At 38.8% G+C, this 18,884-nt stretch carries 12 protein-coding genes; 11 read left to right on the forward strand and 1 reads right to left on the reverse strand.

Annotated features, from left to right (window positions below; all coding sequences use genetic code 11):
• The first annotated feature begins 204 nt into the window (after nucleotides 1–204).
• The 6 genes from KK060_RS00500 to KK060_RS00525 all read left to right on the forward strand — a co-directional run bounded on the left by KK060_RS00500 (nucleotide 205) and on the right by KK060_RS00525 (nucleotide 10,339).
• Complete coding sequence (locus tag KK060_RS00500; RefSeq protein WP_254151437.1) at nucleotides 205–1,545, forward strand: T9SS type A sorting domain-containing protein; 1,341 nt, start codon at nucleotides 205–207, stop codon at nucleotides 1,543–1,545.
• 1,033 nt (nucleotides 1,546–2,578) lie between these two features.
• On the forward strand, nucleotides 2,579–3,352 hold the full coding sequence (locus KK060_RS00505) for a DUF4184 family protein (protein WP_254151438.1): 774 nt from the start codon (nucleotides 2,579–2,581) through the stop codon (nucleotides 3,350–3,352).
• 201 nt (nucleotides 3,353–3,553) lie between these two features.
• On the forward strand, nucleotides 3,554–4,777 hold the full coding sequence (locus KK060_RS00510; protein WP_254151439.1) for a hypothetical protein: 1,224 nt from the start codon (nucleotides 3,554–3,556) through the stop codon (nucleotides 4,775–4,777).
• Between the two features lie 45 nt (nucleotides 4,778–4,822).
• Nucleotides 4,823–5,371, forward strand: a complete 549-nt coding sequence (locus KK060_RS00515) for a condensin complex protein MksE (RefSeq protein ID WP_254151440.1) — start codon at nucleotides 4,823–4,825, stop codon at nucleotides 5,369–5,371.
• Nucleotides 5,349–9,026: an ATP-binding protein gene (locus KK060_RS00520; protein WP_254151441.1), complete on the forward strand. Its 3,678-nt coding sequence runs from the start codon at nucleotides 5,349–5,351 to the stop codon at nucleotides 9,024–9,026. Before KK060_RS00515 ends, KK060_RS00520 begins: the two co-directional genes overlap by 23 nt.
• 44 nt (nucleotides 9,027–9,070) lie before the next feature.
• Entirely contained in the window at nucleotides 9,071–10,339 is a 1,269-nt protein-coding gene (locus KK060_RS00525) for an Hsp70 family protein (RefSeq protein WP_254151442.1), read from the forward strand.
• A gap of 53 nt (nucleotides 10,340–10,392) precedes the next feature.
• On the opposite strand, the gene rsgA is transcribed toward KK060_RS00525, so the two are convergent.
• A complete protein-coding gene (gene rsgA / locus KK060_RS00530) occupies nucleotides 10,393–11,454 on the reverse strand; it encodes a ribosome small subunit-dependent GTPase A (protein ID WP_254151443.1) in 1,062 nt (353 codons plus the stop codon).
• Nucleotides 11,455–11,789: 335 nt separating this feature from the next.
• Between rsgA and namA the strand changes: the two genes are divergently transcribed.
• The 5 genes from namA (at nucleotide 11,790) to KK060_RS00555 (ending at nucleotide 18,822) form a co-directional block, all read left to right on the forward strand.
• Nucleotides 11,790–12,857 (forward strand): NADPH dehydrogenase NamA, encoded by a 1,068-nt coding sequence (gene namA, locus KK060_RS00535; RefSeq protein WP_254151444.1) that lies wholly within the window; start codon nucleotides 11,790–11,792, stop codon nucleotides 12,855–12,857.
• 84 nt (nucleotides 12,858–12,941) lie between these two features.
• On the forward strand, nucleotides 12,942–14,561 hold the full coding sequence (ade, locus tag KK060_RS00540) for an adenine deaminase (RefSeq protein ID WP_254151445.1): 1,620 nt from the start codon (nucleotides 12,942–12,944) through the stop codon (nucleotides 14,559–14,561).
• Nucleotides 14,562–15,577: 1,016 nt separating this feature from the next.
• Nucleotides 15,578–16,078, forward strand: a complete 501-nt coding sequence (locus KK060_RS00545; protein WP_254151446.1) for a YfiR family protein — start codon at nucleotides 15,578–15,580, stop codon at nucleotides 16,076–16,078.
• Nucleotides 16,079–16,085: 7 nt separating this feature from the next.
• Nucleotides 16,086–18,059, forward strand: coding sequence for a GAF domain-containing protein (locus KK060_RS00550; protein WP_254151447.1), 1,974 nt, complete (start codon nucleotides 16,086–16,088; stop codon nucleotides 18,057–18,059).
• Between the two features lie 187 nt (nucleotides 18,060–18,246).
• The gene (locus KK060_RS00555; protein WP_254151448.1) at nucleotides 18,247–18,822 is read left to right on the forward strand and encodes a penicillin-binding protein activator LpoB; all 576 of its coding nucleotides are present in this window, start codon (nucleotides 18,247–18,249) and stop codon (nucleotides 18,820–18,822) included.
• Nucleotides 18,823–18,884 lie beyond the last annotated feature (62 nt).

Raw genomic sequence — 18,884 nt, forward strand, 5'->3', positions numbered from 1 at the left:
CCAAATTTAGGACTAATTCTTTCTTTGGCTGGGTTGAACATTTGTCTAGTTACTCAGTAAAATAATTTTATTTTAACTTAAAAACGTCAATTAAAGGACCATTTGACGCTTTTTTTTGGGAAGAACTAGACTACAATCTTAATGATTTGTAACCATTTTCTGATTTGGATGGCTTCTTGAACTATACCGGCCAAACAAGCAGAAATGAAAAGTTCTAACATCATCCGCTCCTTTGCCATCATTGCAAGTCTGATTTCCGCTACTTTTTCCTATGGTCAGAATTATACTTCATCAAACAACGGATTATGGACAGCAACATCAAACTGGTCGGGTGGTTCAATTCCTGCAACCTCGGGCCAAAGTTGGGGTACAATTAATATAAACCATAACCTGACTCTAAACGCTGACTATTCCTTTTCCGGGGCTACACTTAACATTGCCTTAGGAAAACAATTGGTGGTGAACGGAGACTTCTCGATTTCAGGAGGTGCAACAGTAAATGTTTATGGAACTTTAGCAATCACTGCTGATGCAATACTTAATGCTAATTTCCGTATCTACCCCGGAGGCTCAGTTAAAATCCATGGAAATACTACAGTAGTAAATTCAACATATCTTACAATCGGTACTAGCGTAGCACCTCCTCCGTATGCTGATTTCGTAGTAATGGGAGGTTTGAGATCTCAATCAAGCGGTGATGTTACTGTAAATCAAAATGCAAGGGTAGCAATTTTTGGAAGCGTAACAGATGACGGAACAGGGGGCACATTGTTCACAGTAAACAATGGAGGGCAAGTATACATTGACGATGGAATTTCCTTTACTGGTGGTGGAAATAAAATTATTAACAACAATACGACAAATCCTTATGGACTTTATCTTAACGGGCCTATTACCAATAATACAGCAAATGGTTCAACTACAACCAACAACAGAGGAAGTAAGGCTACAATGGAAAGCACTAACATACCTTTTACAAATTGGGTAAATTCCATGTCCGTATTACCTGTATCATTACTCTTCTTTCAACAGGCGAATAATATCACTGAATCAGTAATGCTAAGATGGGCAACAGCGATAGAAAAGAATTTCAATTATTTTGTTATTGAAAGATCTACAGATGGAAAGAAATTTGAAGAGATAGCTACTGTTAAGGGAACAGGTAATAGCAAGATAAGAATAGATTACAACTTCGAGGATAATACCCCCATAATTGGAAAGTCGTACTACCGTCTTAAATCAATTGACTTTGATGGTTCTTTTGAATACTTTAACATAGTAGCGGTTAATTTTGAAGGAAGCAGAGATGTAACCGTATCACCTAATCCAAGTAATGGATCGTCAATTAACCTTGTATCAAACTTTAAAGCTTCTTCAGAAGTAAAGGTTCAAATCCTTAATAATGTAGGAACAGTGCTGCACGAAGAAATAATAAATGATTTTAATAACAGAATCAATATCCAGAACGAACTAAAGCCAGGAACCTATTTAGTACGTGTTGCTACTAATGGGTTTGCAAAAGTAATAAGAGTAGTTGTCGATTAGTAACCTTAATGGTGTATTGTTGCCTATCCGATCTTAATTCTTCCTGGTTTGAACTATTACTTATTATAGTTTAACTATACACTTTAAAACGCAGGTATCATTTTATTATTGCTGTGTGCCTTTTTTCTTTGATTTTTGAAGGCAATTTCCTATATTAATAAAGCCTGTCTTATTCGTCAGTGTCAGACATCAAAGCTAAACGATACGTTTTTAAGGGCAATGAAGGAGTGCCGAGAGAGTGCACAAAGAGTGCAGGAAGAGTGTAGCAAACCTGGAAGAACCCTTTACCTCGTCCCGAACTTGCCTATAGGAAAGCCTAATCGAAATTAGATTACTATAGAAAGACAACTCCTTTACAGGAATTTAAAATTCATCATTCGTCCGTATGTAACCCTTTAATTAATTACAATCTTTTTTGTTAAAGATATACTCCGGTCTTAAGAGTATAAATTCCTTTCGGTAATGGGTTATTAAGGACTAATTTCTCGATCGTCAATCGTTATCTCCGTAGCGGCAGCTATATTACTACCTGCAAGGTCCATACGCCTCTGTTCCGCTGTCACTAACCATAAATATCTCATATCCCAGATATGGAGCTTGTTTCGCTAAAAATAGCGACCCTAGGTGGTATTGTAGTCGTTCAGGCTGTTGGTCCTGTATCTGTAGTTAAGCTGTAACTTTTCCCGCCAGGTAAAGGTAGGTCTAATAAGTACCTGTGGTAAGCAAAACAGCTTCCACGATACGTGCATAGTAAAATGATCAGGTAATCAGATACTTAATATAAACTGAAGACTATATAACCGTCTCTCTTATAAAGAAATTCGGGTGCCCGTTATGCATTTTTACTTACGTACTCGTGCATATTCAAAGTAAGAAAGATACAATAAGGTTATCCAAGTTATGTTTAAAGACATAGGCTGTGAGGTAGTTCATTTTTAAGTTTGAAGCATTGCATAGTCTAAAATGAGAAAAACGATACTTTTGTGGTACGGTTTTTCTCATAAACAAAAGGAACCCTGGTAATAGACTAAGTATGCCTTTTACTCCTGCTCATGCAGCAATTGTTCTTCCTTTCGTAAGGAAAAATGCTTCCTATTTGTCAGCTACAGCTTTAATTATCGGAAGTTTTGCTCCCGATTTTGAATACTTCTTTAACTTCACCATTAGGAAAGTTCACGGTCATACAGTGGCTGGGTTATTATATTTCGATCTTCCTACAGTTATACTGCTTTCGTTTTTATTTCATGTTGTCGTGAAGAAGAACCTGCTAAACAACCTTCCTATATTTTTTCAGGAGCGTTTCCAGCCAATGCTTCACCATAATTTTATTGCGTATTTCAAAAGTAACTGGATGCTGTTTTCTGTATCTGCTATCATTGGCTCAGCATCACACATATTTTGGGATAGCTTTACTCATGCCAATGGCTTTTTTGTTCGGCATCTCCCCTGGATTTATGAAAATACGCGCATACCTTTTCGTGGTGTTAATTATACATTGTGGTATGCACTTCAAAATTTAAGTACGGTAGTCGGCCTACTTATCATTATCGTGTTCATAAGAAATATGCCTGTGTCCAAATCTTATTTAACAAAACCCGATTGGAGATATTGGTTTTGGACTGTAATAATTATAGCTATTGTAACTTCCGTACGTTTTGCAATAAAATCTTACAACGGCAATCCTGTTATTGTTATAATCACACTCATATCAGCTTGCTGTATTGCCTTCGTTTTAATGGGCTTATTTTATAACAAGAGTCTTGATAAGGAAGATCATTCAGAATCGCAGATGAAAGAAAGATTTTAAAAATATTCATAGCCTAGCATTTAGTAATTCCTTAATTGCCAGAGAGTAATAAAAACGAGGCGGGCAACGTGATAGTAATTAAATGAAGGCCAAACAAAAACATTTTATCGTACCCGTTTTTCTTCGTAAAATAGTGGGTTTATAGACCACTTACTTCGCAAAATTTGCTCGCAACAGCGTTGTAGTAAACGTTTTATTTAGTTGAAGACTCCGTTAACCATAAAAGATCTTGTAAACCTTCTGTATCAGAACAGAACGGTCATCGAAATGCTTTTTGGAAATAAGGATTCAATCAATAAGTCGGAAATTCTTGCACGTGACGACATGACGGACGAGAAGCTCGAAAAGCTGGTATTGTATGAAATCATTCACGAGAACAATAACATAATTGGTCTTGACGATCGTATCACTACTTTCATCGAAGAGTTTCTTGAAATCGGGGAAGTTACTACAAGTTTCATTAATGATAATATTCAATCACTAAATGAAAATCTAAAGTATTATCGCATAGATAGCAATCCGAAATTCCTCAGGAATATTAAGAGGTCTTTGAAGAGAATCCATTCAACCACGTCACGTGAAGTGATGAAGTTGCATAAGAACATAGATGATACATATAAGAATCAGGATAATTACTTAATTAAGCTTGAGGAGCTAGACAAGTATAAGCGCAAAAGAGATGATATAATTAACCTGATCAAAGAGTCAGAACAAATTATTTCGGAAGCACAAGGATTTTTTAATACGATTGTAGACGCTGAATTAAATTCTATTGTACTTGACCTGCGTTATGTACTTGTTCGTAATCGTGATTATCTGAACGAGATTCAAGCACAGATAATAGATTACATTAACCGAATACAATATCAATCTGAGATCTATAAAAAGATTCAGCGATTGAAAGAGTTAAAAGACTATGAGGAGCTTAAGTACAAAACTAATTTTGTTGATGTAGTAGCAGGTACAAAGGCGCTGATGTTTCAAAAGCGTAATCCGTTGAAGTCTAAGTTGTCGCTTGATTTTCTGCATACAGACCAGGGTTATGCAATTACACAGAAAGTGGCAGCCAAGCTTCACTTGTTAAGGAATAACCATCGTAAACCCGCGGGCAAAATGGCGGCGGGGTTTGATGATAATAATAGAGAAGAGTCTGCTAGCTTAAACATTGCGGGGCTTGTTGATAAGTTCTTGCAAAGCGATATGGATCTTTTTCAGTTTGTTCTTAGCTATAAATTTCCTGAAAAGGTAGGAGAGCTTAGTCTCGAAAAAAGAATATCACTATTTGTCGGTATTTCCATCGACTATGACAGTAAACTTTTTATTAATGGGAGGATTGCAAAGATGGATTATGTAAACGAGAAGAATCAGAAACTGAAGCTAGGGTATGCCATTATAAAGCCAGCAAAAGGCACTAAGGTTAAGTAGTAGATGAGTCTTTATTTGAATGTTGCGTAAGGTTTTAAGTTATATATGAACGTTCCAAAGCAGACACCTGAAATATTCGCGATACTAAGCAGAGGTAATTTTATTTCGTCCAACGGAAGTAAGGGAAAGCTATTCGACGTAATTAGTTATGAAGACAATTACAATATTCTTAAAGAGTTTTTTAGCCATACAGGCTATACACTTGAGCAGGGACATAACTATTTTTATTTCAGCCAACCCGAAGAAGCAAATCTCATTATGGAAAAGAAGCTTGAGCAGTTTGCTTATTACATAGATGTAATGGATTTCTTTTCATCAATGGATACAAAACCTACTGTAGGAACAAGATACCGTGTAACGCAGATTGCCGAGGAGTGTTTTTCGAACGAAAGGTTAAAGCAGAAACTATATGCTTTATCCAGAAGAGAGAAAATGGTTGATAAAGTGGCAGAGATCGCAGGTGATTTGGCACAGGCCGGTTTTTTTGAACAGGAAGATGAAGATACATACAAGGTTATGGACGCCATTCATTACCTGGAAGAGGTTATCTCACTAATAACTATTGAAGACGATGGAGAGCAGAAGAATCCTTAACAGGATTATTTTTATCAATATAGCCAATACTGACTATAGTAGTGTAGAAATAGCAGGTAACACGTGTTTTGTAGGCACAAACAACATGGGTAAAACCACGTTGCAACGCGCTATACTTTTCTTCTACAGCGCCAATACACGTGGGCTTGGAATTTCTTCTTCACAGAAGACATTTGAAGACTATTACTTTCAGTTTCCCAATTCTTATATCATTTATGAAATTGCTACAGAAGAAGGGTTGTTCCATGTAATGGTGTATAGAAATAACAAACTTTTTTACCGTTTTGTAGAGAGTGAGTTTGTACAGGATCATTACATTGTAGATAATGAAGCTCTGCTGCCCAAGGCTGTTGTAGCAAAGTTTAACGAGCACCGTATACACTATAGCGACCAGATTGAAACATTTGAACGTTATCGAAATATCATCTATGGTGCCGATCCCGATAAGAAATACAAGAAGTTTGCCCTGATGAAGGGGAACGCCAACTATCATAACATTCCCCTTGCAATTACTTCCATATTCTTAAGTTCTGAATCTGTAATAAAGGCTGAATTTGTTAAGGAGTGTATCGCTAACTCTATCAGTTCAAAACATACAACGATAGAACTAAAGACTATTGAGCGGCAATTAAGACAGTTCACAGAACGCTATCACGATATCGAAACTTTTTTCAGAAAGGAAAATGCTCAGCGAAGTGACTTAATCAAAGATAATTTCTCCTCTATACAGCAACTTAAAGTTAAGCAGCGTGCCCTTGCTTCAGAGCTAGGTGGTGCTTTAAAATATGCAGCGCTACAGAAGGATACCATTGGCTTGCAAGTAGCGGAAAAGAAGGATCTGTTGGTCGAGCTGGAGTCTGAGTTCAGGGAAAGAGAGATAGCCCATCAGGAACAGAACAAGGAAACCAACCAGGAAATTGGCGCGCTCAAGTCAAAGCTCAAAGAGGCTGATAAGAAGTTAAAAGAGTATGAAGAAAAGGGAATTCACGATTTACTGCGTGAGGCGGAAGAAAAGGAAAAGCTTCAGGTTGAATTACAAGCCAGAGAAACAGAGTACGCGACACTAACTGCTGGCTTTAGTGATGTAGAACAACAGTTCAAGACATTATTTAATGCACTTGAAAATGAACGGAAGGAGTTTGAACACGTGCTCAGCTCGCAAGGCTTGCAATTGGATAAGAAGTACCATGAGGATAAAAATGCATTGCGAGATGCTTATAGAAAAGAAGAAAGTGAATTGAAGGAGAGGCATGCAGTTGATGCTGATCGCATCCGGCAACTTAAGAATCAAAAGGAACTTGATAATAAAGATGCTGAGTTCAGGGAGAAAGAAATAAAACGGAAGAGGTACTTCGATCAGGAGGTTACGATGTTAAAAGGCCATTTGGAGGAGATCTCAAGAAGGAAGTTTGAGCGTACGTCTGCATTGGCAGTTAGAAATAATAACATAGATTCACTTCGAAAAGAAGGCGATCACATACGAGAAAAAAATCGCATTACTTCAGAGCAATATATTGAAAGGAACAAACAGGAGATTGCAGTACTCGAAGAGAAGATTAAAACTATTGATGAAAAACTTTCAGTACATCAGCATGCATTGTTTGGTTATCTGCAAGATAATTATCCTAATTGGTTTGAAACCATAGGAAAGGTGGTTAACGAAGAGCTGCTTTTTAATAAAGAGTTAAATCCCAAGCTTATCAAAAAGGGTATAGAATCGTTGTACGGTATTCAGCTTGATCTCTCTCATGTTAAAGTGTATTCAAAGACACTCGAAGAATATGAACAAGAGAGGACGGGCTTACGCGAACAAATCGTGGCACTGAATCATGCCTTCCTTGAATTCAGAGAAGAGCAGACGAGGGAAGAGCAAAGCAAGTTGGCGTCTATAGGGAAAAAGACTGCACAACTGAAAAGCGAAATAACACAGCTTGAGTATGAGGCAGCCCAGGATGAGCAAAAAGAGAAGCAATATAATCTTGACCTTCACGAGTGGCAGCGAAAAGGAGAGGAGCAAAGAGAAAAAGATGCGGTACAAATTTACACTTATCGAGATAACCTCGACAAAGAGATAAACGAGCTGAGACACCAGCTTTCTGAGCTTGAATCTATATTAAAAAAGGGTTTGTCTGATCTGCAGGAGTCGTTCAACGAAAAACTAGCAAAGCTTAATAAAACATTCGACAAGGAAATTGAAAAGATCCGCGACCAGAAGGAAGAGAAGTTAGGGGAGTTTGACGAGCGCAAGGCACAACTTCAGAAGGAAAAGTCAGCGGTACTGAAAAAGAAGGGCATTGATGATACGCGTATTAAAAAACTGAAAAAGGATATCGATGAGATAAAAACAGCATTACGAAATCTCGATAAGCATGCAGAACTTCTCAACGACTACAGAAAAGATAAGCGTGAGCTGTTTGACCACATGGATGATTTCCGCAAGGAGAAAGAAAGGTTAGACGCACAGATCAAACAGTCGGATGCTTTATTTGCACAGGAGCGTGAGTTGTTTAGTAAGCGAAAGAAGCAAATGGAAGATGAAACACGTGCGCTTGCTGAATCACTCAAGAAGTACGTTGATGGATTGGAGCATTTTGAGAGGCACTTTCGTGACAGAACATTATATGATCGTTTGCGCCATATCATTGATCCAGCGCCTGCTGAGTATGCAGAGGCTGGTATAATAGGTCTATGTTCGCAGCTGTTGGCAAACGACACTGAATTTCACAATCAGTTTGAGAAGTTCAGAAACAATGTGAGTGAATTTGCTGGAAGATTCCGTCCTGATAACCACCTTAACTTTAAGATCAACCCCGGAGCGGGAGAAGGCGAGTATGAGCGGTTTGCTGCCTACCTCCAGGACTTCTACAATGAAAACAAAATTCAGATTTCAATAGCTGAAGTAGCTAAAAGCCACGGTATGCTCATCGACGCGATATCCAGCAAGATGAAGGCGTTGACTGAGCATAAGGGAAGGATTAATAAAATGATCAATAAAATGGAAGCCGATTTTAGTAAGGCTTCTTTTGAAGGGTCTAAGCTTATCGAATACATCAAACTTAAATCTGAAGACAGTGAGAACAAAGTATTGCGTAAGCTTCAGAAGATCACTGAATTCAGGGAGCAGAATCCGTTCCTTTACGGTGAGGCAAACCTGTTCAATACGAATAACAAAGCCAAGAGTGAGATCGACAAGAAATCAGTTGAACTTTTGAATGACCTTCAGAAGACTATAAGCGAAGAGAAGAACGAAGAAATCCGTGTACAGGATCTTTTTGAGTTGCGCTTCAGGATAAAAGAAGGCAAGAACGATACGGGCTGGATTGAGAAGATAGATAAAGTAGGTTCTACCGGTACTGACATGCTTGTAAAAGCAGTAATCTACATCACCTTACTCAATGTATTTATTAAAGAGTCTACTGAGAAAACAGCGAGAAACTTTAGTGTACATTGTATTATTGATGAAGTAGGGCAGATATCAGCACCATATCTTAAGGAGCTTATAAACTTTGCTGAAGAAAGAAATATTTGTCTCATCAATGGACTTCCAAATGAAAGTAAGTTGGAAACACATTACAACTATACTTACAAGTTTAGGAAAGACGCTAACGGATTTGTGAAAGTAGTGCCATTGTTGACTATGAGTATTGAACCGTAACATGCTGATGTTTTCTGGTTGTTATAGTCTATGTTTTTTAATTAATGATTAATAATCCAATGACCATCTCCTGCGGAATAGATTTCGGGACGTCAAATTCAAGTATAGCAATAGCACAAGATGGAATAATAAACCTGGTGCCGGTTGAAGATGATCATGTAACTATACCAAGTGCTTTATTCTTTCCTCGCAAGCAGAGCAATCCGGTATTTGGAAGAGCTGCAGCCAAAATGTTCTTCGACAAGAAGGAAGGCCGCTACATGCGTAGCTTAAAACGTGTTTTAGGTACAGCATTGATGAAGAATGGAACCTCCATTAACGGGAAGGCCGTTAAGTTTGAAAAGATCATCAGTGCCTTTCTTCAAAATATACATGACAAGGCCAACGCTCAGGCTGGTGAGGACATTGGAAATGTAGTTATGGGGCGGCCAGTGCATTTCATTGATAATGACCCTGAAGGTGATAAAAGAGCACAAAACGAACTCGAAATTATAGCCAAATCGGTTGGGTTTAAAAATGTTTATTTTCAGTACGAACCGATAGCTGCTGCCTTTGCCCACGAGGTTAAGATAGCGGCAGAGAAGCTTGCCATTGTTGCAGACCTTGGTGGTGGTACATCTGACTTTACCATCATTCGCCTTTCTAATAAATACATCGCTAAAACTGAAAGAACTTCTGACATTCTCGCAAATACCGGTGTGCGGGTTGGCGGTAATGATTTTGATAAGGATATCAGTTTAACGTCCATCATGCCAGAGCTGGGATACAAGAGCACTTTTGGAGAGAAAAACCTGGAAGTTCCTGTTAAGCTCTATCATGACCTTGCTGAATGGAGTAAAGTTAACTTTCTGTATACGCCGAAGATCATCACGCAAGCACGCCAGTTGCTTCATCAGTCACACGATAAAAAACGCTTCGCGAGAATAATCACAGTACTCGAAAAAGAGATGGGACATGCATTACTTGCTTCTGCTGAGGAAACTAAGATAGCCCTTACCTCAGACGAGGAACATGCTGCAAATCTTGATTTTCTTGAAAGAGATTTCTTCGTTAATATTACTCGTCAGCGATTTGAAGATGCCATTCAATATGAAATAGAAAAAATATCGAACTCGGCCGTTGACTGTATTAAACAAGCTGGGATAAAGGAGGGAGATATTCAATTCGTTATCCTTACCGGAGGTTCTACAGAAGTACCCGCAATTCAAAGTTTATTCAGAGAGCTTTTTCCAAATGCTTCCATAGCGGATGACAATAAATTATCCAGCGTTGGACTGGGGTTGGCTTACGACAGTTACAGAAGATTCAAATAGGCTACATAATAAATAGAGATGCAAGCAACTTGCTTACATCTCTAGATGTGTAATTAGTATTTATTTCTCTTTCTGTAATCTTTAGCCTCCCTGGTTATCTTCCCAAACTGTTTGTTAAGCCTTTTCTTATCTTCTATCCGAATCTCAAATCTTCTCTGCTCTTTCAAAAGTTTGACATAGCTTTCATATATCTCCAAAGGAAGTGCCCCCATATTTACTGCGTCCTTCACAGCACAGGCTTCTTCGTTTAAATGTCTACAATCGGAATATCGGCATTGAGCTGATAACGCTTCCAGTGCAGGGAATAACGAGTTTGTATTTACACCTTCTTCAGAGGTCAGTCCAAATTCACGCATGCCCGGAGTGTCGATCAGCAAGCTTCCATTAGGAAGTAGGAAAAGATCACGTGTTGTAGTGGTGTGTTTTCCTTTACTATTAGCCTTGCTTGTTGCATTCGTTTTTTGCATTTCATTATTCGTAAGACTGTTGATTAAAGAACTTTTACCTACGCCCGAGGAACCAATTAAAATGTAGGTTTTTGCTTCTTTCAGCGAATTCAAAATCCTATCAATTCCGAGACCGGTTAGAGTACTGCAAAAGAAGATTTCGCAGTTCCGTTGTAGTTTTAACACTTCTTCTTCGTACAATCGCATATTTTCTACAAGATCTGCTTTATTTAGAATAACTATTGGTGTGATGTTACATGCTACTACTTGCGTCAAATATCTTTCTAAACGCATAATATTATAATCTCTGTCCAGCCCTTGAACAATAAAAGCATAGTCAACATTGGCAGCCAATATTTGCTTCTCTGTTTTATTTCCGGGAGTTTTTCTTGACATAGAATTTTTGCGGGGAAGTATATCAATAATGTATCCTGACTTATCATAATCCAGGAAATAAACCCAATCCCCGACTTTAGGTAAATCCTCATTTTCACTTCCGTATAAAAGTTTTCCGGAGAGCTCTGTTTCTAGTTCCCCGTTCTCTGTCATTAGATAGTATTTAAATCCTTTAATAGAAATAACTCTACCTATAGAATGATCTTGTTGATGATATAAATTGAATTTCTCCTGATGGAATGAGTTCCAGCCGTATTTTTTAAGTGATGACATTAATTAAAAAATTAAAGGGTGTTGAAATGGCTACGTTAGAACATAGCTTTTACAACATTGTTGTTAAACAATAATTAAAGAGGAAAGAATTGATAAACTGCAGCAGTAATTAGGCTGCAGACACTACAATCATTCCGGCAGGAAAACGATATGAAGATTGTGAAGTCATATTAACAGAAGCAAAAGTAATAAAAATTATTTCAACATAAGATGCATTCTGCATCTAAAAGGTTTTCTGTTGGCTGAGTCCATTTTTCTTGAGGTATTTTCATGCTTTCTATTACTAATGGAATTTTAATTTAATTTGCTGCGTCTTTGTTTAAACGCTATCATTTATGTCTAAACTTTTCGAAACACTTCAGATAAAATCAGTCACATTAAAAAATCGTATCGTAGTCTCGCCCATGTGCCAGTACTCGGCAGTAGACGGCTTTGCCAACGATTGGCATCTGGTGCATTTAGGTAGCAGGGCGGTAGGTGGAGTTGCCCTTATTATCCAGGAGGCCACAGCTGTTTCTCCTGAGGGGCGTATCACTCCAGATGATCTGGGGCTTTGGAAAGATGAACACAAAGAAAAGCTTAAGAGTATAACTGCATTTATACATTCTCAAAACTGTTTGTTTGGGGTACAACTGGCACATGCCGGCCGTAAGGCAAGTCATTCTTCTCCATGGAAGGGCAGTAAGTTGTTAAAAGCAAATGAAGGTGGCTGGCAAAATGTTGCCCCTTCCGCAATTGCTTTCGGTGATGAAACTCCTCCTGCAGCATTAACAAAAGAAGGTATCCAAAAAGTTATAGATGACTTTAAAAAGGCAACGTCAAGAGCTTTAGAAGTTGGATATGATGTTATTGAAATTCATGCTGCTCACGGGTATTTGCTTCATGAATTCCTTTCTCCGTTGGTGAATAAAAGAGAAGATGAATATGGAGGATCTTTTGAGAACCGCACAAGACTATTACTACAAGTTGTTGATGGTGTTAAACAAGTGTGGCCGCAGGATAAACCTTTATTTGTAAGGATCTCTGCTTCCGATTGGGCGGAAGGTGGCTGGGATATAGATGAGTCTGTTCAGCTTGTTAAGACATTAAAGCAAAAAGGTGTAGATGTAATTGATTGCTCTTCAGGAGGGGCAGTAAAGCATCAGAAGATTTCAATAGGGCCGGGCTACCAGGTTCCTTTTGCTGAACGTATTAAAAAAGAAACACAAATAACTACAGGTGCCGTTGGGTTGATCACCACGCCGGAACAAGCAGAAGAGATTTTAACATCAGGAAAAGCAGACTTCATACTTTTAGCGAGGGAATCACTGCGCAATCCTTACTTTCCTATGCATGCCGCCAGTGTGCTTAAGGATGACATTAAATGGCCAGTACAATACGAGCGCGCAAAGTTGCATCCTTAATGAGGACAACAAAGTATGGGGTGGCATGTAATAGTTATGGTGTAAATAGATCGTTTAAACAGTACATCTAAACAGTTTATCGCATTGAAAATTTCAGGTCACATCATTGATATACTTGCACGAAGGATATTTAAAGGAGAAGTTGAGTTTGAGCATGGCGTTATCGTTTCTGTTAAGGAAAAGGACAACGTAGAAGATCTGTACTTGCTTCCAGGATTTATAGATGCCCACGTGCACATAGAGAGCTCAATGCTTGTGCCTTCAGAATTTGCAAGGATGGCCGTAGTGCATGGTACTGTTGCCACAATTTCTGACCCACATGAGATTGGTAATGTGCTGGGTGTAGGGGGTGTCAATTACATGATAGAAAATGGAAAGCAGGTACCCTTTAAATTTCATTTCGGTGCACCCAGCTGTGTGCCTGCTACGGGTTTTGAAACTGCGGGAGCTGCTATTGGTAAAGAAGAAGTTGATGCCCTTTTAAGGCAACCGGAAATCTATTACCTGGCTGAAATGATGAACTGGCCTGGCGTTCTGTTCAACGATGCATTGGTGAAAGAAAAGATCGCGTTAGCGCATAAATACAATAAGCCTGTTGATGGACATGCACCAGGATTAAAAGGTGAGCAAGCCAGGCAGTACGCCGCTGCAGGAATTACAACAGACCATGAGTGCTTTACTGCTGAAGAGGCGCTTGATAAGCTGAAGTATGGCATGAAGATTCTGATCAGGGAAGGAAGTGCAGCAAGAAATTTTGAAGCGTTGTATCATCTCATCGATCAGTATGAAAATGAAATTATGTTCTGCTCCGACGATAAGCACCCCGATAGTCTTGAAGAAGGGCATATTAATACATTGGTGAAAAGAGCCCTCGCAGGAGGAATGGATTTATTTAAAGTGTTAAAAGCTGCGTGCATCAATCCCATACATCATTATAAAATGAACGTCGGCATGTTACGTGTGGGTGATCCTGCTGACTTTATTGTAATTAACAATCCTGATCAGTTTGATGTGTTGAAGACTTATGTAAATGGTGTACTGGTAGCGGAAGATGGGATGACTAAAATAGAAAGGGTTAATATTCCTGTAGTTAATAATTTTTCAACAAACCCTAAGAAGGCTACTGACTTCGCTCTTCATGCTAATGATAAATCTATAAGAGTAATTGAGGCACTGGATGGGCAACTGATAACCAATGAACTTGTTGTTGATCCGAAAATTGAAAACGGATTTGTTGTTTCTGATATAGAACAAGACATTCTTAAAATTATTGTTGTTAACAGATACCACGATGCACAACCATCAACAGGTTTCATTAAAAATTTTCGCCTCCGCTCAGGAGCAATAGCTTCTTCCGTTGCTCACGACTCTCATAATATTATTGTTGTAGGTGTTGATGATGACGCTATCGCGAAAGCAGTAAACATGATTATTCAATCAAAAGGAGGCGTTGCTGCTGTAACTGAACAAAATTCTATGTTTGTACCACTGCCAGTTGCCGGTCTTATGTCTGTTGAAGATGGTTATAAAGTAGCACAGGATTACAAAAGCATCAACAAGTTCGCGAAAGACATGGGATGTACACTTCGCGCTCCATTCATGACGTTGTCTTTTATGGCCTTGTTGGTAATACCATCATTGAAACTGAGTGACAAGGGTTTGTTTGATGGAAACACTTTCCAGTTTAAGGGTGTACTAGTATAGTAACACAGTACCGAGTTCCTCCAATCGAAAATAATCCGCATGTAACGTATTTCCGTTCTCATTGTAACACCAAGGATTTCTTCTGTCCAAGAAAGGACCTCCAATCTTATTGTTTTTTACGTCTTCTCACAGCGTGTTTGCTTATAGTTTACGCATACGTCACGTTTTAAAAGCCTTATAAAGGTTTGGGCGGACATTTCCTGTTGCACCAACTCGAACGGTTTAAAGCACCTACAAGGTGACTATCAAATGTATAACCTTAGTGTTTGTTTGCTCAAAGCACCTGGTTCAGCACATCTTATTCCCATTTGAATGGGGTAAAAGCTCTATTTCCCGCGGAATCAACAAGTATGTTTCTTATAGATAACCTGAAGATAATTCGTAGATAACCCGTATCTTATAAGGTACGGGTTATCTACGGCTTATGTACGGGTTATATACGGGTTATCTACGGATTATCTAGGTCTGATCATGGTCTGAAATAGGGCCCATTGCTGTGAGAAGCATAAAATTTGCGGTTCTGGCAATTCAAGGGCTAGAGCCAAAAAAACAGGAGGGGAGCTAAGGGGTAAACCATCAAAACTTTTGTTTCTGGCTTTGAGGAGTTTCCTGTTGAAGAATGAAGCTGGTCTTTTACGGGAAGAAAGCGGCGAATGAAGGAGTGCGTTTCTCCAACATTCTTGTTTGAATACACATCGCTCTTAGTTAAGAATGCAAGATCAGGAAGGACGTAAGTCGTGTTGGGAACTAGGTGTATTGTAATACTTTGATATTGAGTGTGTCAACTTTTGGAAGGAAATTTGTTATGTCCAGTCCGGCGTTTAGGTTATCAAAATCCTTTTGAGTATTTAATCTGATTGGGTAAATTGAAACCAATGTTTGAACGCAATAAAAATGACTAAAGCAGGTAGTATAAGCCGGATGTTAGAAATAGGTTAATTTTCAACGTTTTTAGCATATAAAGGCTTTATTTTTGTTTTGGTTTATTAAGAAACACTTAATCAATGAACCCCACCATGAAAAAAAGTGTACTTCTGGTTTTTTTTGCTTTGGCTGCAACAATGGCCACTGCCCAGAACCATAAACTTCACACCGTATTCATATACTCTTTTACGAGGTACGTGATATGGCCTGATGCCTACAACCAGGGTGATTTTGAAATTCTGGTTTTTGGAGATACCCCGATGGCAAATGCGCTAAAGGAAATGGCGCAATCCAAAAAAGTAGGTGAAAGATCTATTAAAATCACAAAAATCAACAGTGCTTCAGAGATCAGGAAATGTAACATGGTTGTTATCCCGGAAGGAAAGTCGGGGATATTGAATGATGTTATCACGAAAGTAAACAACCAATCTATTTTAATAATTACGGAAGAGCCAGGCATGGCATCTAAGGGAAGTAATATCAATTTTATTGAAAGAGATGGAAAACTTGCTTTTGAATTAAACCAGGGGGCATTAACACGTCAGAATCTTAAAGTTGCCAACGAGCTTTCGAGGTTGGCGATCATTATTTAAACTAGTTATGGAAGAAAGACAAAATAAGAAGTTTCGGTTTAGGCTTACAATAGGTAATAAGATTATTGGAAGCTTCGTTATCCTGATTGCACTTTTCATCGTTGTTGTTTCAATTATTTTTGGCAACGGTAACAGTATTGATAACGTAGTGAAGGGATCAAGAGATATTTACAGACCTTCTAAAGATGCCGTTAATGAATTTATTTTAATTGTTACAAAGTCCAGGATGCTGGTAACCAATTGGGTTTATCTTCAGACAAACTCAGAAGATAAAAGTGCCCTTCGCCAGCTTCAGGATACTGATTACCCTGCACTTCGCAAGCGTATTCAAAATCTTTCAAAGAATTGGGATGAGGATCAGAGGCTTCGTATGGATACAGTTTTCAACGACTTTGATTCATTGATCACAATTCAGCGTGAATCTATCATGGCTAACCTTCAGAGTTTTGAGAATTATGAAGATCCTACCATCAAGTTTATGGCTGAAAACTCAATCGAAAGTGAAGTTATTCCACTTACGAATGCCCTTATTGGTAAGTTAAGCATAATTGCTAAAAAGCAAAGTGATATTACTGAACAGTCAGATACTGAAGTAATTGCTTCGATAACAACGTTGAAGACGCTTACCGTTATCTTAGGTGGTGTGTTCCTTGCTATCGCGCTTATTAGTGCAATTTACCTGGTGATTTCAGTTACTAAGCCTGTTGCCTTCTTAAAAGCAATTGTTGTAAAACTTGGTCGCGGTGAGCTTGTTGAAGAAAAACGCGCTAAGTTTAATAATGACGAGATTGGTGATATGGCAGTGGCCATGGATAGTCTTGTAAGTGGATTAAAGGCAACCACATTGTTTGCTGAAAATATTGGTAATGGAAATTATAACACTGACTTTAAGCCGCTTAGTGAGCACGATGTGTTAGGTAATGCACTTATAAACATGCGTGATAACCTTGCCAAAGTTGCTGAAGATGATAAAAAGAGGAACTGGGCTACTGAAGGTCTTGCGAAGTTTGGTGAAATACTACGTACCAATAACAGCGACCTGATGAAGCTGGCTGACGAGATTATCAGCAGTTTGGTTAAGTACCTGAAAGCAAACCAGGGCGCCCTTTACATTATGGATGATAGTGGTGATGCTGAAGAGGCTACCATGTCAATGAAAGCTTGTTATGCATGGGATAAGAAGAAGTTTCTTAACCACAAGATATACCGAGGAGAGGGACTTGCAGGACAAGCATGGCAGGAAGGAGATATTATTTATCTGACAGACGTACCTCAAAGTTATATTAAGATTACCTCAGGTCTGGGTGATGCAAATCCTACCAGTGTATTGATCGTTCCGCTTAAAGTAAATGATCAAATCTATGGTGTTGTTGAAATTGCATCTTTCAACTTATTCCAGGACCATGAAATGGAATTTGTACAGAAGATTGCAGAAAGTATTGCTTCTACAATATCTTCTGTGAAGATCAATGCGAAAACGCAGAAGCTTCTTGAAGAATCTCAAGAGATGACCGAGCAGATGCGTGCGCAGGAAGAAGAGATGCGTCAGAACATGGAAGAGCTTCAGGCAACGCAGGAAGAGATGCAGCGCAGCCAGGGCGAAACAGAAAGCACTATGCTTGCAATAGATGGCGCATTAGCGGTAGCAGATTACGCCACTGACGGAACGTTAACAAAAGCAAATAGTAACTTCCTAGACATATATGGTTATGCGCAGGACGAAGTAGTGGGAGAGCACCATAGAATTCTGGTTACTAAAGAAGAGAAGAACAACGAAGAGTATCGTCAGTTCTGGCGTGACTTAGCATCTGGCTATCCTAAAAAAGGTACCTTCAGAAGGATAAACAGAAAAGGGGAGATCATTCAAGTTCACTCCAGCTTCTCACCGGTTAAGAACAGAGGCGGTGATGTTATCAAGATCATGGAGATCACTTATGAGATCAAAACCAGCAAAGTATTGAACGACCTTCAGACAGTTTAGTTGATTATGAAAATTCCGAAAAGGGTTTGCTTCGAGGCAAACCTTTTTCATTTTATAGAAGCCTGGGCTGTAACATAAAAGTATGTCAGCCGTTATAAGAATGGTTAAAAAACCACTAACGGATTTCTTGTTGTAATATTTCGAGTATTTCGGCAAGATTTTTGAGTTTCGATCACAAACTTCTACTATGATAAGATTTCTATTTGTTGCTCTCCTGGCTACTTCCTTTGCTTGCCAAACACGTAAGGTGACCAGAATTGATCCCTCTACAGAAATAGACTTGAGCGGCCGTTGGAATGATACCGACTCGCGGAAGGTGGCAGATCAAATGATCTACGACCTATTCGATTCTGATAAATTTAAAGATTATAGCAAGCAGTTAGGCAGGAAGCCTGTTATTGTAATGGGGCTTATCCGAAATAAAACCTCTGAACACATTGATGCTGAAAACTTTGTAAAGAAGTTTGAGTACGTTATCCATAATTCTAACGCGGCGGATATTGTTGAATCCGATGAGTTTCGTGATAAACTGAGAGTTGAGCGTACACAACAACAGGATTTTGCTGACCCGGCAACAGCAAAGTTATTTGGGAAAGAGCTTGGGGCAGACATCATGTTATTTGGCGAAATCACTTCAGAGGTTGACACCTACAATAAAAGGCGTGTTGTTAACTATATCACTACGTTATTTCTTACAGACATAGAAACCAACAGGCGTGTTTGGTACGGACAGAACGAGATAAAAAAGTATGTGAAGAACTAGAATAGGGGGAGTCTTAGATAAAATTGTCCTTGTTTTAGTAACGATAAAATAGAAAGCTTATT

Source organism: Chryseosolibacter indicum (assembly GCF_018598585.1).
Taxonomy (GTDB): domain Bacteria; phylum Bacteroidota; class Bacteroidia; order Cytophagales; family Cyclobacteriaceae; genus Chryseosolibacter; species Chryseosolibacter indicus.

Excerpts from the sequence above, each read along its gene's own strand:
- KK060_RS00500 (WP_254151437.1), top strand. The coding sequence starts at position 205 with ATGAAAAGTTCTAACATCATCCGCTCCTTTGCCATCATTGCAAGTCTG.
- KK060_RS00505 (WP_254151438.1), top strand. The coding sequence starts at position 2,579 with ATGCCTTTTACTCCTGCTCATGCAGCAATTGTTCTTCCTTTCGTAAGG.
- KK060_RS00515 (WP_254151440.1), top strand. The coding sequence starts at position 4,823 with ATGAACGTTCCAAAGCAGACACCTGAAATATTCGCGATACTAAGCAGA.
- KK060_RS00520 (WP_254151441.1), top strand. The coding sequence starts at position 5,349 with ATGGAGAGCAGAAGAATCCTTAACAGGATTATTTTTATCAATATAGCC.
- KK060_RS00525 (WP_254151442.1), top strand. The coding sequence starts at position 9,071 with ATGATTAATAATCCAATGACCATCTCCTGCGGAATAGATTTCGGGACG.
- rsgA (WP_254151443.1), bottom strand. The coding sequence starts at position 11,454 with ATGTCATCACTTAAAAAATACGGCTGGAACTCATTCCATCAGGAGAAA.
- namA (WP_254151444.1), top strand. The coding sequence starts at position 11,790 with ATGTCTAAACTTTTCGAAACACTTCAGATAAAATCAGTCACATTAAAA.
- KK060_RS00545 (WP_254151446.1), top strand. The coding sequence starts at position 15,578 with ATGAAAAAAAGTGTACTTCTGGTTTTTTTTGCTTTGGCTGCAACAATG.
- KK060_RS00550 (WP_254151447.1), top strand. The coding sequence starts at position 16,086 with ATGGAAGAAAGACAAAATAAGAAGTTTCGGTTTAGGCTTACAATAGGT.
- KK060_RS00555 (WP_254151448.1), top strand. The coding sequence starts at position 18,247 with ATGATAAGATTTCTATTTGTTGCTCTCCTGGCTACTTCCTTTGCTTGC.